At 68.6% G+C, this 15214-nt stretch carries 17 protein-coding genes; 4 read left to right on the forward strand and 13 right to left on the reverse strand.

Annotated features, from left to right (window positions below; translation table 11 throughout):
• Positions 1-36: 36 nt before the first annotated feature.
• The 3 genes from EDF55_RS10880 to EDF55_RS10890 form a co-directional block, all read right to left on the reverse strand.
• A complete protein-coding gene (locus EDF55_RS10880) occupies positions 37-909 on the reverse strand; it encodes a glycosyltransferase (RefSeq protein ID WP_123654986.1) in 873 nt (290 codons plus the stop codon).
• Positions 910-948: 39 nt separating this feature from the next.
• A complete protein-coding gene (locus EDF55_RS10885) occupies positions 949-1269 on the reverse strand; it encodes a hypothetical protein (protein WP_123654987.1) in 321 nt (106 codons plus the stop codon).
• A gap of 67 nt (positions 1270-1336) precedes the next feature.
• Positions 1337-2587 (reverse strand): FAD-dependent monooxygenase, encoded by a 1251-nt coding sequence (locus EDF55_RS10890; protein WP_123654988.1) that lies wholly within the window; start codon positions 2585-2587, stop codon positions 1337-1339.
• 157 nt (positions 2588-2744) lie between these two features.
• Between EDF55_RS10890 and EDF55_RS10895 the strand changes: the two genes are divergently transcribed.
• Positions 2745-3173: a MarR family winged helix-turn-helix transcriptional regulator gene (locus EDF55_RS10895; RefSeq protein WP_123654989.1), complete on the forward strand. Its 429-nt coding sequence runs from the start codon at positions 2745-2747 to the stop codon at positions 3171-3173.
• A 55-nt stretch (positions 3174-3228) separates the two neighbouring features.
• Here the strand turns inward: EDF55_RS10895 and EDF55_RS10900 are convergent, their stop codons facing one another.
• Genes EDF55_RS10900 through EDF55_RS10915 form a run of 4 tightly spaced genes read right to left on the reverse strand, consistent with a single transcriptional unit; the run spans position 3229 to position 7318 of the window.
• A complete protein-coding gene (locus EDF55_RS10900) occupies positions 3229-3999 on the reverse strand; it encodes a GntR family transcriptional regulator (protein ID WP_123654990.1) in 771 nt (256 codons plus the stop codon).
• Positions 4000-4011: 12 nt separating this feature from the next.
• On the reverse strand, positions 4012-4923 hold the full coding sequence (locus tag EDF55_RS10905) for a PfkB family carbohydrate kinase (protein WP_260235890.1): 912 nt from the start codon (positions 4921-4923) through the stop codon (positions 4012-4014).
• Positions 4920-5888 (reverse strand): nucleoside hydrolase, encoded by a 969-nt coding sequence (locus EDF55_RS10910; protein ID WP_185017327.1) that lies wholly within the window; start codon positions 5886-5888, stop codon positions 4920-4922. Before EDF55_RS10910 ends, EDF55_RS10905 begins: the two co-directional genes overlap by 4 nt.
• Positions 5885-7318: an MFS transporter gene (locus EDF55_RS10915; RefSeq protein ID WP_123654992.1), complete on the reverse strand. Its 1434-nt coding sequence runs from the start codon at positions 7316-7318 to the stop codon at positions 5885-5887. The genes EDF55_RS10910 and EDF55_RS10915 overlap by 4 nt, the downstream gene beginning before the upstream one ends.
• Before the next feature lie 215 nt (positions 7319-7533).
• On the opposite strand from EDF55_RS10915, the gene EDF55_RS10920 reads away from it, so the two are divergent.
• Positions 7534-8067, forward strand: a complete 534-nt coding sequence (locus EDF55_RS10920) for a putative immunity protein (protein ID WP_123654993.1) — start codon at positions 7534-7536, stop codon at positions 8065-8067.
• 79 nt (positions 8068-8146) lie between these two features.
• Here the strand turns inward: EDF55_RS10920 and EDF55_RS10925 are convergent, their stop codons facing one another.
• Positions 8147-8713: an isochorismatase family protein gene (locus EDF55_RS10925; protein ID WP_123654994.1), complete on the reverse strand. Its 567-nt coding sequence runs from the start codon at positions 8711-8713 to the stop codon at positions 8147-8149.
• Positions 8714-8788: 75 nt separating this feature from the next.
• On the opposite strand from EDF55_RS10925, the gene EDF55_RS10930 reads away from it, so the two are divergent.
• Positions 8789-9250 (forward strand): MarR family winged helix-turn-helix transcriptional regulator, encoded by a 462-nt coding sequence (locus EDF55_RS10930; RefSeq protein ID WP_123654995.1) that lies wholly within the window; start codon positions 8789-8791, stop codon positions 9248-9250.
• Between the two features lie 80 nt (positions 9251-9330).
• On the opposite strand, the gene EDF55_RS10935 is transcribed toward EDF55_RS10930, so the two are convergent.
• Positions 9331-9522 (reverse strand): hypothetical protein, encoded by a 192-nt coding sequence (locus tag EDF55_RS10935; protein WP_123654996.1) that lies wholly within the window; start codon positions 9520-9522, stop codon positions 9331-9333.
• A gap of 214 nt (positions 9523-9736) precedes the next feature.
• The gene (locus EDF55_RS10940) at positions 9737-10243 is read right to left on the reverse strand and encodes a hypothetical protein (protein WP_123654997.1); all 507 of its coding nucleotides are present in this window, start codon (positions 10241-10243) and stop codon (positions 9737-9739) included.
• A gap of 204 nt (positions 10244-10447) precedes the next feature.
• On the opposite strand from EDF55_RS10940, the gene EDF55_RS10945 reads away from it, so the two are divergent.
• Positions 10448-11794, forward strand: a complete 1347-nt coding sequence (locus EDF55_RS10945; protein WP_123654998.1) for a HEPN domain-containing protein — start codon at positions 10448-10450, stop codon at positions 11792-11794.
• Between the two features lie 281 nt (positions 11795-12075).
• Here the strand turns inward: EDF55_RS10945 and EDF55_RS10955 are convergent.
• The 3 genes from EDF55_RS10955 to EDF55_RS10965 form a co-directional block, all read right to left on the reverse strand.
• Positions 12076-13238 (reverse strand): IS3 family transposase gene (locus EDF55_RS10955; protein ID WP_260235891.1). Its coding sequence is split into 2 segments (ribosomal slippage): positions 12076-12956 and positions 12956-13238, totalling 1164 coding nucleotides; the frame shifts between segments, so codons are not numbered across the junction.
• Between the two features lie 309 nt (positions 13239-13547).
• Positions 13548-14147, reverse strand: coding sequence for a recombinase family protein (locus EDF55_RS10960; RefSeq protein ID WP_123654999.1), 600 nt, complete (start codon positions 14145-14147; stop codon positions 13548-13550).
• Between the two features lie 393 nt (positions 14148-14540).
• Positions 14541-15065, reverse strand: a complete 525-nt coding sequence (locus EDF55_RS10965) for a hypothetical protein (protein ID WP_123655000.1) — start codon at positions 15063-15065, stop codon at positions 14541-14543.
• Positions 15066-15214 lie beyond the last annotated feature (149 nt).

Here is a 15214-nt window from a genome sequence, read left to right on the forward strand (position 1 = left end):
GAGGCCCGACGGGGCCGACCACGGGGTCGTCCGACGTCACTGCGGCACCGGGGCCGGGGCCGGGGCCGGCCGATCGGTCGGGTCTGCGCGGTCGGTCCGGTCTGCGCGGTCCGTCCGGTCTGCGCGGTCAATCCGGTCTGCGTGCTCCACGCGCCGCACCACCGGCACCGGACGGGTCCCGATCAGGACCCGGCGCATGATCCGGGCGGGGGAGAACGCCCGCATCCCGGACCGCCACATCGTCCGCAGCGCCTTCTCCGTGCGCACCACCAGCCCGGACGCGTCCCGCACCGGCGCACCCGAGACCGACGCGACCAGACCCGTGTCGAGCACCGTCCGCCACGTCGGGTCGAACTGGATCGACAGGTCGACGTCGTCGTGCACCATCGCGTCGTCGCGGTGCACACGGTGCCGGACCGCGAGCCAGGCGCTCCGGCGCATGAGCATGTTCGAGCCGAAGAGCGGCGGCCTCGCCAGCGCCCCCGTCATCAGGAAGAAGTAGGCACGCATGTACGCGACGTCCCAGAACAGGCCGGCGATCGGACCGAGCCCGCGGAACCTGCCCGGGCCGGTCACCGCGGTGACGAGCGGGTCGTCGAACCAGCGGGTCGCCCTCGCCAGCCAGTCCGGGGGCAGCTCCGAGTCGGAGTCGACGCGGGCGATCACCGCACCCCGTGCCGCGTCGTAGCCGTGACCCGCAGCGGCGCCGATGCCACGACGCGGCTCGTGGAGCACCGTCGCGCCCGCCGCCAGGGCGACCTCGGCGCTGCCGTCCGTGCTGCCGTTGTCCACCACGACGACCTCGTCCGGCTGCCGTGTCTGCGCCGCCAGGGAGGCCAGGCACGCCGCGAGCTGCTCGGCGTCGTCGAGTACCGGGATGACGACGGACACGGTCGGCGGGGACTGCATGACTCCACCCAACCAAGGTGGTGCTGAGGGCCGGACCGCCTACGCGTCCGTCAGGTCGTCACGGGTGTTCGCGTGGATGGGCTCGCGGTGCCCGAACGTGCGCGCAGCGGCGCGGAGACGTTCGACGAATTCGCCGTTCTCCACCTCGAGCTCGTCTTCTTCGGCGTCCTCGATGACGACCTCGCTCGCAGGGCCGATGAGGATCTTCGTCGTGGTCATGGTGCCGTCGTGTGCCACCGCCGGGACCGCGACGGTGTCCGCGCGGTCGCCGCCCGCCAGGGCTGCCGCGTACTCGATGACGGCGTCGGCGACGTCGTCACTGGTGAGGATGATCGAACCGTCGTACTTGATGTGCTTCATCGGAGCTCCATCCGCCGCGCTTGCGCTGCTTGCCACTCCAGTGAAACGGAAGCGCGTGGAGGCACTTTCAGGTGCGGTCCTGCGACTCGAGGTGCGCGTAGTCGGGCAGGTCGATCGCGTCTGCGGGTGGTGTGGAGAACCGCTCTCCGAGGCGACCGACCAGCGGGGTGGCTCCGATCCGCACCGCCGCGCCGAACACGGCGATCCCGAGCCGCGACTTCGGGTTCGCGATGCGCGGCGTCCCGGGCGGCAGCTGCTGGGCCTGGGCGACGTACGGACGCATGATCCGCTCGTAGCCGCGGAACGCATCGCGGTGGTCGACGTGCGCGGCGAGTTCCCCGGCGAGCACGTACGCGCCGGTGAGCGAGAGGCTCGTGCCCATCCCGCTGACCGGCGACGCGCAGTACGCGGCGTCGCCCACCAGCGCCACGCGGCCGTCCCACCAGCGCGGAGCATGCACCTGGCCGATCGACTCGGCGTAGAGGTCGTCGGCGGCGTCGAACCCCGCGAGCACGCGGCGCGCTTCCCACCCGGCGTCCGCGAACGCCTCGTGCAGGTGTCGGCGCTGCGCGTCGAGGTCCCGCCGCTCGGACCCGGCGCGCTCCCGCTTCCGGTCCGTCACGATCGACATCGTCGCGCGGATCGTGCCGTGGGCGTCCGGACGCAGGGTGATCGAGCGTCCACCGGGGGCGTTGTACCAGCGCCACCAGTCGTCGTCGGCGTCCGTCCGGGGGATCGTGCCGAAGGTCGTCTCGAGGCCGAGCGAGCGGATCTCCGGCTCGTCACCGAAGACCAGGCGCCGGGTGCTCGAACCGATGCCGTCCGCGGCGATCACCAGGTCGAAGCGTTCGTCGGGGGCGTGCTCGAAGTGGACGGTCACACCCGCTGGGTCGCCGTTCCCGGCGTCGTGCTGCACGATCCCGGTGATCCGGTCGCCGTAGCGGTACTCGGTGTCCGTCTCCGTGCGGTCCACGAGCAGCTGTGCGAGGTCGCCGCGGAGGATCTCGAGCTCGGCCGTCGCGCCACCGGAGTCGGTCGTGCCGGCGGGGAACTCCGCGATCGTGGCACCACGGGGTCCGATGAAGCGCGTGCCGACCTCGCCGGTCGTCGCCGCCCGGATGTCGTCCTCGATGCCCATCCGGCGCGACACCTCGCGCCCGGCTCCGCGGACGTCGATGTTCTGCCCGCCGGTCCGGAGCGCCGGAGCGCGCTCGACGATCACCGTCGCGAAGCCGTAGCGGTGCAGCCAGTACGCCAGTGCGGGTCCGGCGATGCTCGCTCCGGAGATGAGGACGCGGCCGCGGTTCGTGCTGTGCATGTTGCCTCGGTTCTTGATTATCAACGAGATTGGCAATCTACACGATTAGGATGGGCGGGTGTCGACGCTTCCCCCCGCTGATCGCTCCGATCGCCGTGATCGCCGTGACCGCTCCGATCGCCGTGACCGGGAGTCTGCTCGTCGCGACGGCCGCGAGATGCCCGAGGACGACATCCGCGCCCGGGTCCAACAGGTCGCCGTTCGGCAGCAGCGGTTCGAGCGGCACCTCGCCCGAGCCCTCGACGTGGATGCGATGGGCCTCGAGGCCATGGACCACCTCATCACGAGCGGCCCCGCGACGCCGACCGAGCTCGCCCGACGCCTGGAGATCTCCACCGCGGCGATGACCCTCGTGCTCAACCGGCTCGAGGGCGCCGGGCACGTGCGGCGCGACCGGCACCCGAGCGACGGGCGGAAGCTCGTCGTCACCGCGGCGTCGAGCTCCTCGGACCGCGCGTACGAGCTCGTGCTGCCGATGATCGACGGGATCGAGGAACTCGTCGAGGGGATGGACGCGGCGGAGCGGGCGACGGTGCAGACGTTCCTGGACCGGCTGATCCGGATCTACGACGACGCGACGGACTGACCGCCGTTCTGGGGTGTCGTGCCGTGCTCGTGCTGTCCCCTAGGGTCGTCGCGACTCAGGGTGCGCCGTGCGTCACGGTGATCCGGGCCTCGCGCGGGTTCACCAGGGTCTTCGAGACGTAGAGCGGCCGACCCGCGAAGCGCAGGCTCCGCGTCAGGACGAGCACGGGCTCCTCGGCAGGGACACCGAGCCGGTGCCCGCGGGTCTCGCCCGGTGTGCCGATCGAGACCTCGGTGGTGCCGGGCCCCGGCACGATGCCGGCGTCGAACATCGCCGCGAGCATCGTCTGGTCGGGACGGCTCATCCGGATCAGCTCGCGGACCGGGGCGAACTCCCCGACCAGGGCATCATCGGGCGGCAGGTGCTCCTGCACGAGTCCGACGACCGTGTCGCCCCGACGGACGACGCTCTCGACGAACCAGGAGGGCGACGACTCCGCGATGCCGAGCGACTCCGCGGCGAACAGCCCCGTGCGGTCCTGCACGACCATCTCGGTCCGCTCGACGTCGCCGCCCTCGGGTACGAGCAGGCGCTCCGGGGCCTCGATCCGCTCGAGTCCGGCGACCGGCAGGCGCTCCGCGACGAAGCGTCCGATGCCCCGGCGGGAGCGGATGAAGCCGTCCTCCTCGAGGAAGATCAGCGCCTCGCGCACGACCGTCCGGGACACCCCGAGCAGCTCGACCAGCTCCGCCTCGGACGGCAGGAGGATGCCGGGCTGGATGGCGCCGCTGCGGATCGCGTCGCTGATGCGCATGTACGCGGCGACACGGAGCGGGACTCCTGCGTGCGCGGGGAGCGGGCCCCGGAGGACGTCGGCGGTCGTCATGTGCTCAGCCTGTCAGACCGTGGTCGGTGCGATGGTCGCGGCCCGGGCCGTGTACGACGCGAAGGGTTCCAGGGCGGGCTGGGACGCCTCGTCCGCCACGGCCGCGGCGCCGACGTGCGCGGCGACGGCGAGCGCGTCCTCCGCGGAGAGTCCGGCGGCGAACGCGATCGTGGCCGCCGCGGTGAAGGCGTCCCCGGCGCCCACCGTGTTCCGGACCTCCGCGCGGACCGACGGCACCCGGACCATGCGCCGCCCGTGCTCGAACACCGACGCCCCCGACGACCCTGCCGTGACCACCACGCGGCGGCACCGTGCGAGCTCCGGGAGTGCGGCCCACTCGAGCTCGTTGACGACGAGCAGGTCGGCCCGCTCCAGGGTGGCCGACGCGAGGTGACGGGCGGGCGCCGCGTTGATCGCGACGAAGGCGTCCGAGCGGGCGACGGCGTCCTCCACCACGGCAGGATCGACCTCGAGCTGGCAGAGGAGCACGTCGGTGTCGGGCATCGAGACGGGCACCGCGACCAGGTCGTTCGCGCCCGGGAACACCGCGATCGCGTTCTCGCCGGCACCGTCGACCGTGATCGCCGCGGTGCCCGTCGGTGCGGCCGGGGTCTGCAGGACGAGCTCCGTCCGGACACCGGCCAGCCGGAGCTGCTCGACCGAGAACGCACCGTCCGGATCCGCTCCGACCGCGCCGATCATCGTGACCGCAGCGCCGAGCCGTGCCGCCGCGACGGCCTGGTTCGCGCCCTTGCCGCCGAGGAACGTCCGCCGCTCGGTGGCCAGGACCGTCTCGCCCGGCGCGGGGAGCTCCGGCACGCGCAGCACCGAGTCCACGTTGATGCTGCCGAGGACGGTCAGCGACGGCAGCGCGGTCACGGGCAGTGCGGTCGCGGACAGTGCGGTCACGGGCAGTGCCGTCACGCCGGCACCGCGTCGAGCGCGAGGATCCGGTTCCGGATGACGTCGGCGGCAGCCGCGTCCGCCGCCACCACGACCCGCACCGCCGGGCCCTGCTCGACGGGCACGGTCCGGCCGTGCTCGGCGCCGTCCGTCACGACGTCGAGCGGGGTCTCGCGGACGGTCGGCGCCACCTCGCCCGCGGCGATCGCCGCCGCGAGGGGGTCGTGCAGCGGCGCGCGGCGAACGTGGTCGACCGTCTCGTAGAAGTCGATGTAGCGGTGCAGCATCGTCCCGAGCGCGACGCGCAGCGGATCGCCTGCCGCGATGAAGCGGTCACCGTCGGCGTCGTCGAACCGGTGCTGCCGGGTGACGTCGAGCGGCACCAGGACCAGGTCGAACCCGGCGGTCAGGACCCGGCGTGCGGCCTCGGCGTCGTTGTGGATGTTCGCCTCGGCAGTGGCTGACACGTTTCCGGGCTCCCAGACGGCTCCGCCCATGATCGTGAGCGTGCCGATCAGCTCCGGCAGGCGCGGCTCGAGCTCGAGCGCCACCGCGAGGTTCGTCAGCGGTCCGATCGCGAGCACGTCGAGCTTCCGGGTACCAGCGGCACCAGCACCAGCAGCAGCAGCAGCAGCGTGCGAGCGCGCCAGCCGCACCAGCAGCTCGGCGGCCGGGTCGTCAGCGGCTGCCACACCGGCGGGCAGGTCCACCCCACCGACACCGTTCACGCCGTGCACGTGCGGAGCACCCCCGCCGTACGCGCCGCCGAGCGGGTCGTGCGCACCGACCGCCACCGGCACCGAGCGGCCGACCATGCCGAGCAGCGCCGAGGTGTTCACCGCAGCGGTCGTGGAGTCGATGTTCCCGGAGACCGTGCCGATGCCGACCAGGTCCACGTGCGGGACGTCGAGCAGGTAGGCGAGTGCGAGGGCGTCGTCGACACCGGTGTCGCAGTCGAGGAAGAGCGGGATCGTCGGGGTGGTCATGCGGTTGCGGCTCCTTCGGGGCGGGCTCCGGCTGGCAGAGCGTTCGGGGTGGGACGGAGGACGAGCGCCGCGGCGAACGCGGCGGCGGTGAGGGCGACGGAGATCCAGAGCGCCAGGTGGTACCCCTCGGGCGTGCCAGCGCTGACCGCTGGCCCGACCAGGGCCACACCGGTGCCGGCGCCCAGTCCGAAGCATGCACCGTGGATCCCGGGCAGGGAACCCGGGGCGTCGGCGGGGGCGTTCAGCACCGAGAGGCCGTTCGCGGTCGCCTGGTACAGCCCGAGGTAGAAGACGCCCATCACGATGAGCAGCCCGAAGGCCACCCACTTGTCGAGGGCGAAGAACGCGAGCGCGACGGAGATCAGCAGGATCGCCCCGGTGGCCATGCGCAGCGACAGGACCCAGCCGATGCGCTGCGCGATCCACCCGGCGGCCGGCGCGGTGAGGAGCCCGGCGACGGCCGTCGGGGTGAGGAACAGCAGCCCCGACATCGCCGCGTTCAGGCCGAACCCGGAGCTTCCGTCCTGGCTGAGCACCACGATGGTGAAGTTCGTCGACGCGAACACCCCGGACAGCGTCAGGAACGTGCACATCAGCACGGGCCACGCGGTCCGAGCCCGGAGCGCCGGCACTGCGATCAGCGGCTGGGCGACGCGTCGCTCGACGAGGACGAACGCGACGGCCGCCAGCACCGCCACCGTGAGCCACACCAGCGTGCGCGCGTCACCGATGCCGCGCGACGGCACCTCGCTGACGAACTGGGAGAAGCCCACCAGGAACGCGCCGAGGATCGTCGCGCCGAGCCAGTCCATCCGTCGCGCCGCGCTCCGGCGGACCCGCGGCACGAACGCCAGCACCGACAGCGTCCCGAGCACCGCGACGACGAGGATCACGACGAACACCGCGCGCCACCCGAACGTGTCCGTGATCGCTCCGCCGATGTACCCGTCGAGGCCGCCGAGTCCGCCGTTCACCGCGGTGACGACCCCGACCGAGATGCCGAACTGCTTGGCCGTGAGCTCCTCGGACAGCACCAGGAACGCGATCGTCAGCGCCGCCGACGACGTCCCCTGCAGCACCCGGCCCGTGAGCAGGAGGGGGAGCGACGGTGCCGTCACCGTCAGCAGCGTCCCCACGAGCAGTGCGGCCATCGTCACCAGGAGCGCCCGGCGCCGACCGATCGTGTCCGACCAGCGCGACACCACCATGCCGAGCACCGAACCGGACAGGAAGAAGAGCGACTGCACCTGGGACACGACGCCGGCCGAGGCGTGCAGGTCGATGGCCATCGACGGGATGGCGGGGGTGAGCAGGCTCGCGTTCAGCTGGAACGCGAGCACGGCGACGATGAGCGATCCGACCAGCAGGGGGATGCGAGCGCCGGACAGGCGCTCGCGTTCCGCTTCGGGGCGGGTGGGGGCGACAGTCATGCGAACTCCTTCGTCCGGTTGTCGTACGTACCTGTAATATAGGTCCGTACTCTATGGTCCGGACACCCCGCTGGCAAGTGGGCCGACCCGATGGCCGGTTCCGGCCACGGAGCCGCCACGACCGGACGGGAGGCACGGGTCGGGCCCGCACCGAGCCTCCCGTCCGGTGGGTGGCAGCCCGCGCGCGGTCACGCTGGACGTGGGAAGGTGCAGGCATGCCATCCGCGCAGACCCTCACCGACGACGACCGCAGGGTCGTCGCCGCGTGGGCCGCTGACTGCGCGGAGCGCGTCCTGCCCCTGTTCGAAGCGGAGGCGCCGGACGACGACCGTGCACGGGACGGCATCCGACGCGCACGGTCGTTCGCGAGCGGAGCGCTCGGTGCGGCGGGCGAGATCCGTCGTCGCTTCACTGCGGGGCGTGCATCCGCAGCAGCGACCTCGCCGGCGGGGAAGGCGGCGGCGTGGGCGGCCGGTCAGGCCTCGGCAGTCGCGCACATGGGAGCGCACGCCCTCGGCGCTGCCACCTACGCGGCGAAGGCCGCGGAACTCGCGGACCCCGGTCGTGGCGGCGCTGCTGAGCTCGCCTGGCAGATGGAGCACATGAGCGAACCGGTGCGGGTGGCGCTCCGGCGGTTGCCCCCGCTCGGGGAGGACCCGTCCGGTCCGCTCGGTGCCGGGCTCCTGATGTCGGGGGTGCTCGGGGAGCACATCAGGGCGATCCAGGTGGCGCTCGACGGCGGCGGTTGACCCGCTTCTCGGCCCCTCGTGCTCCGGCTCGCCGCGCCCCGGCCCGCCGTGCCTCGGCCCGCCGCGCCGGGGAGGAGTCTCAGCGCGCGTCGAGCAGAGCGAGCACGTCGTCTGTCGTGCCGAGTTCCCCGATCTTCGGGAGCTGCAGCGAAACGGAAGCTTCGTGCGCCTCGGCGGCATCGGTCATGGCGTCGGTGACGAACGCGACGTCGTACCCGAGCTCATGGGCGGATCGTCCTGTGGACTCGACGCCGGAGGAGGTGGCGACCCCGACCAGGACGATCTGCGTGACGCCGAGGCTGCGGAGTCGGGCGTCGAGATCGGTCGAGCCGAACGCTCCGAGGGTGCGCTTCGTCACGGTGATGTCCGTGGGCTGCTGGTCGAGCTCGTCCAGCAGGCGGGTACCCGCTTCGGGGATCGTCTGCGATCCCGACAGGTTCATCGCCTTGGTGCGTTCCGTGCGGCCCGGCGCGGTAGCTACGACGTTGACCAGCACGACGGGGAGCCGGCGCGCGCGGAAGGCACGTGCGAGAGCAGCAGCGCGGGAGACGACCCCGTCGATCGGGTGCGCCGTCGGTTGGCCGAGGATCCCGGTCTGCAGGTCGATGACCACCAGGGCCGGCGTCGGGTCGAGTTCGATGCTCACGGGCTTCCTCCGAACAACTGTTGACTGAATCAACCATTTGTATCACTAATGATTAGCGGACGGTAGGATCGGCGCATGTCACGTGGCAACGGGAACCGCGCAGAGCCTCCACTTCCCCTTGCGTACCTGCTGAAGCAGGCGCACCTGCGTCTCGCTTCCCTCGCGGATGATGCACTCGCCGCGTCAGGCGTCGACCGGCGCGACTTCGGCGTCCTGCGGGCCCTCGCCGCGACCGGCCCGCTGACCCAGCAGCAACTCGGGAAAGAGGCGGGCGTCGATCCCGCGACCCTGGTGCGGATCATCGACGGGCTCGAGAGCAGAGGTCTCCTGACCCGGCGACCCGACGCCGCTGATCGCCGGCGGAACCTGATCGCGCTGACCGATGCGGGCGCCGAGTCCTGGGACAGTGCTCATGCCGCGTACTCCGAGGCTGAGCAGCGCTTCACTGCGTCCATGTCGAGCGGAGGCGCAGAGCGGTTGCGCCGGGAGCTCACTGTCTTGCTCGGGGTGGGTGTGGACGAAGCCCACTTGTCCTGACGTGAACAGCGTCTCGGTAGCCGATTGTTCAGCGGACCGGCAGGTCTTCAACCTCCGGAGAGGCGCCGCGTGCCGAGTCGCTAGGAGTGGTCTCCGCGCGTCGATGCCCGTGTGCCGGCCGCGATGAACAGCAGCCCGGGGACTATTAGGACTGCCGCGAAGATGATCTTCCCCGCAGCATCCGCGGGGCTGAAGATCATCTCTGCGGTTCCGAACAGGACGAAGAACAGCCCGAAGGCGATGGCGGTCTTCGGCTTCTTTGCTTTAAGCACTGGCGCAGATCCTTGCTCTGGGTTGGGTGGACTTCGCCCTCTGAGTCAACCAGTCCGACCCCCAAGCGGCGGCTGCCGCCTGTGAGACGGTCCGGCGGTGAGCCAGGTGATCAGCTGGCAGCTGCCGTCCCGCAAGGCGGTCGTCTATCGGAACACATGCCGGACGCCCTCCGGCCCTGGCGCACGCAGTCGCTTAGCCGATGCTGCAAGCGAGCTACCTCGCACCCCGTCGCGACCTTGGCTTCTTCCTTGGTTGGGCACCCCGGGCCTTCGATACCGGCTCGTTCGGTGCGGGTGACGGCTCAGTGTCCTTACCGGGCAGGAAGGCGAGGTCGGCGAGCAGGGCGATCGACGCCCCTGCGAGCAGCGTTCCGGTCACCCATACGATTCCAGACTGCAACCCGACCACCGGTTCGTTCCTCGAAACGGCTTGCACGCAGAAGAACACGCTCGGCACGTTCAACATCCCGATGATCCCGCAGAACTGACGAGACGCGTGGTTGTACCCGCTCCATTTAATCCGCTTCCGTGGAAAGTTGGCGAGCACACGCGCCTCGATCACGAGCAGCAGGATTCCGACTGGAAGTACCTGTGCCAACAGCCCCGCGCCGTCCACCGAGATTGATTCCCCCATGCGCGTCACGGTAGCGCAACAGGTGATCGCCTTGGGTGCAGGCCGTTGCCAGCATCGTCCAAGGGCGGAGGTGTCGAGCTTGTTCATGGCATCAGCGCAGTCCGGCTGTTCCGTCGGGCTCGGGGCTCGCCGCGCTCGGGATCATCGTGGTCGCCATCAAAGGCAAGCCCGACGAAGCCGCAGAGGTTCATCCGGTAGCCGATCTGCTGTCGAGACCGGGCTCGCCGCGCTGCTCCCAACCACATCGAGATCCCAGTCCGCAGCTCGGCGGAAGGGCCGTACATTCGGGGGATGACGAGTTCGTTGGATTCGAACACTTTGCCTGTGGGGGAGCGCCGCTTTGGCCGACTGGTTGGTGACATAGCGAGAGTTGGCGGCGGTGATGTCGTCCTGGAACGCACGAACGACGGCATCGTGTTGGAGGTGACATGGTCGTCACCTGATGATGGACCAGTTTCGCGTTGGTTCCGCGCTGAATCAGACGTATTCGACCTCATCGAGGATTCGAATCTCGGGACGCCTGCGACGGTGCGCGGTGTGCCGCGGCTGCTGCAGTTCCGTGACCGGATGGGGTTCGTCACACTCCTCGGCTGCCGTAAAGGCGGTTACAGCACCAGAAGCGGAGGGCCGGGCAGCGGACGTATACGCGTGCAGCACGCTGTCTTTGGCGGCCGCGAGGAGTGCGACTACACCGCCGCAGTCGCGCTCCGAACGACCGTGTCTCACCTCCGCAACTGGATTGGCGCCAGCGCTTGGACTACGTACGAATCGTCCGAAACGGCGTTGGAGTACCGACGGGAGCTGTCGGAGGATGTTGAGCTTGGACAATGGGGCGCCGTCGACATTGTGTTGCGGCCGCAGGCTCGTGTCGCTGAGCGAGAGGAAAGCGACCTCATCGAGCTCCGCACCGACCTCCTGGTTGAGACCCGCGCGCGGACACCAGTCCCATGGGAGCGTCACATTCGCGCACATACCGCACTGCGCGATCTCCTCGTCGTGTCGGGTTGGCACACGGAGGTAGGTTCGATTCACTCTGTGCAGCATCCCGCGGACGTACACGTGTATCGCGACGGCGACGAGCGCATGTTCTGGCGACCGGTGACCTCCTCTCAGGAGAAGACTGCCTTTCGACCCAAGCGTCGACGTCACCTCATTACCTATGAGGATCTCGGACCGGACGGGCTTCGTTGCTGGTTTGGAATCTGGGCTCGACTGCAGCGGGTCATCGATCCGATCGTGAGCAGCATCGATATGCGCAACGTCACCCCTGTCGCGCTGCTGGCGCAAGTGGGACCCGGTGTTGAGGCCTTGGGTTACGAGCTATCCCGGCGTGATGGGCTAAGTCGAAAAACGGCTGGCGGCGTGACTCTGGCGAGCCGTCTGGCCCGGATACTCGCCGATGTCGGCGACGTCCTCCCATTCGACGGGGCGGACTGGGCCCCGCGCCTGGTGCGCGCCTACAACGGGATCAAGCACGCAAACCGTGACATGCCCGACCTCCTGGATGTCCTGAACGCTGAACGGGAATGCGTCCTCGTCGTGCGGGCCTGGTGCGCTCTCCAGCTTGGGGTAGACCGTGCCGTACTTCGGGAGCGGATCCGCGAGGACGCTCAATCGCATCCATGGGTGCTGGACTAGGGCCAAGGTGCTTCAGTAAACGGTCGTTCAACGAACGCCCACGGTCGGAACAGCCCTGCTGCGTCCCTCGACAGCTCTGCTAGCGGATTCCGCTCTGTTCTCGGACGTCTGTGTCCGAGAACAGAGCGTAGCTGGCGGGTCAGCGGGTGGTATGAGTCTGTCGATCGATGCAGCGGTAGACGTTGGCGCGTCCTATGCCGAACAACTCCGCGAGTTCCGCGACCGAGTGTGTGCCTGCTTGATGAACTTGGGACTGCTGCAGGGTTGGTTGACTCGTTTGTTTAGGCCGCGAGTGCGACCTGTGGGTTGATGGTCGTCTCGTACTCGATCGGGGTCAACTTCCCCAGACCACGTTGGCGCCGTTTCCGGTGGTAGGTCGCTTCGATCCAGGTGATGATCGCGAGCCGGAGTTCCTCCCGGGTCGCCCAGCGTCTCCGGTTGAGGACGTTCTTCTGCAGGAGCGCGAAGAACGATTCCATCGCCGCGTTGTCCGCGCACGCGCCGACCCGCCCCATCGATCCGAGCAGCCCGGCGTCCGATAGCGCCCGGACGAACTTCTTCGAACGAAACTGGCTGCCCCGATCCGAATGGACCACCGTCCCTGACGGGCTCCGGCGGGAGATCGCCATCTGCAGAGCCGCGACGGCAAGCGAGGACCGCATCCGGTCACTGATCGAATAGCCGACGATGCGCCGCGAGCACGCGTCCTTGATAGCGCAGAGGTAGAGCTTGCCCTCACCGGTCGGGTGCTCCGTGATGTCCGTCAGCCAAAGCTTGTCGAGGTCTGGTGCCGTGAACGCACGCCGGACCCGGTCGTCGTGCACCGGCGGCCCGGCCTTGCGATTCAGGCCGCGCTTCTTCGCATGCAACGACCAGAGCCGCTGCTGCGAACACAGCCGCCACACCCGCCGTTCCGATGCCCGATGGCCGGCAGCATGAAGGTCATCGGCGATGAACCGGTATCCGAACGTCGGATCGTCGCGGTGCGCATCGATCGCTGCGTTGGTCAGGTGCGCGTCCGCCCAGTCGCGATCGGTCACCGGATCGGCACGCCACCGATAGAAGGCCTGCTTCGAAAAACCCAACACCCGGCAGGCCACCGCGACCGGGATCCGATCGTCGGCGAGTTCGAGGACCAGCGGGTAGATCATTTTGGGAGTTGCGACTGAGCGAAGTACGCGGCCGCCCGGCGGAGGATCTCGTTCTCCTGCTCAAGCAGCCGGATCCGCTTTTGGGCGTCCCGCAGCTCCGCCTGCTCCACCGGCCTCGCCGACGGCACCGCTACAACACTGATGCCGTCGTCGCGGTCCGCGAGCCGCAACCAGCGGGCCAGGCAGGACTCGGACACACCGAAGTCCTTCGCGACCTGCCGCACCGAAGTCTCGCCCTTCCGGGCGACCGCGATCACATCACGGCGGAACTCTTCCGGATACGCCTTCACCATGGCGCACATCCTTCCAGCAGGAGCCAACGCCCCTACCTCTCAGGAGTCAACCAAACCTGCAGCAGTCCCGTACTTGCTCATGACCGCGAACCACTTCCTTAGGCTTCGCCGAACGCGCTCTGCGACGGGCGGGAGATGCAGAGAAAGCTCACCACGCAGGGACGTGCGCTGTCCTCACCCAGTTCAGGCGAACCCCCTCGAAGTCGGATGGGTCTCTTCGCTATCTCAGCCCGGCCAGGAGAGCCCTGTCTACCCGACGCATCACAAACATACGATTCCGTTTGAGCAGCTTCGCTCCGTGTCGTCCTTCTAGCTTCGCTTCGTGTCGCCTTCTTGGAGCAGCCGGATGCGGCGGTACAGGGTTGCGCGGGACATGCCGAGGTCGCGGGCGACCTGGGATGCGGGCTCGCCAGCATCGAGGAGTCGGATCGCGGCGCGGATCTGGCTGTCCGTGAACACTGCACGGCGACCGCCGAGGTCCTGGCCGGCGGTACGGCGTTTGGTGACGGAGTCGCGGACTCGTTCGCGTTTGATCTCGAGTTCCATCTGCGCGAGCGCTGCCATGACGGAGAACACCATCGACCCCATCGGCGTTGCCGTGTCGACGTCGCCACCACCGAGGTTCAGCACACGAAGCCCCGCGTTCCGGGTGCGGAGCTGGGCAGCGAAGCTGAGCATGTCGATCGTGGATCTCCCGAGCCGGTCGAGGGTGGTGACGACCAACGTGTCACCGTCATGCAGCGCGTCAAGCGCACGGTCGAACGCCGGACGCGACGCCCTAGCCCCGGACACACCGTGGTCGATGTAGAGGTCATCTCGGCGGACACCCGCGGCGAGGAGATCCTGTTCTTGCCGGTCGGTGTCCTGCTGCCGCGTCGATACACGCGCGTACCCGATCAGCTTCACCACGACGCGGCATCTGTCTCGCAACCAACCCTCATGACAGCGATCATGACGGACGCTTGCGACACATAGTTGTGAGACTCGCCGTGCTACGGAATCTCGCGGAACTCGCGTGCGCGAGCACTGCGCCGACGAGACGTCTCGCAACCGTAGGGCCGAGAGACGCCATGAGAACAGCCCCCAACCCCGCCAGGCGGCCGTTGGCTTCTCATGCGTATTTACGCTGCCCTGCGGCGCTAGAGAGATCCGAGGGCTACTCGTTCACTCAGAGAATGCGCAAGTAAATAGGAATACGAGAACGACGTCGGCGACCAGGATCGCCATCCCTGACCAATAAGCAGAAGCGCCCGGGCCATGATGCACACTGCGCAAGTCGAGCTACCTCCCGGTCAGTTGACCTCAGCGTGTATTCGCATCGACGTCATCGGACTGGCCCCGATCACGCATCACCCAACCACGTAGAAGCAGAAAACCGATGACGACGACCAGGCCGATCAAATACACGAGGGCCACGGGACTGTCGTCCTCAGGTGCGTAGTTCGACCACCGAACACCAAAGAGTATCTGGAACAACGGGCCTAGCGTAGCCAAAACCCCACCCGGGATGAGGACCAAAAGCCATTCTTTGAGCCAGGCATGATCCCGCTGGCCTACCGTCAGGATCACGCCAGTGATTGCCACAATTGAAAGACCACCCCATAGCCACGAAGACCCAGACATTCTCCAACCATCATGCCGCAACCATGCATCAATCAGAGCGCGGGTACGTTCCCAAGCGTCGTTCTGCACATATCGTCCCGGTACGATCGGCAGCGGCCAACCGATGATGGCGAGGATGCCAGTTATCGCAGCTACTACACCAGCCACCCACCGGATGAACGGGCGATGATCGATCTTTTCAACATCGAATGAGTTGATACTCATGCCAACCACTCATTCAACTGCCCGGGAAATGCGTGTAGGACGTGCTCATTTTGGCTCTTCCGCTATCTGCGCTTAGCCCGCCACGAAACGATCACACCACAGATTACGTAGATGCCAAACAAGCCTGCGAGTGCACCCCATATTGCAAC

This window comes from Curtobacterium sp. ZW137 (assembly GCF_003762905.1).
In the GTDB taxonomy this organism is placed as follows: Bacteria; Actinomycetota; Actinomycetes; order Actinomycetales; family Microbacteriaceae; genus Curtobacterium.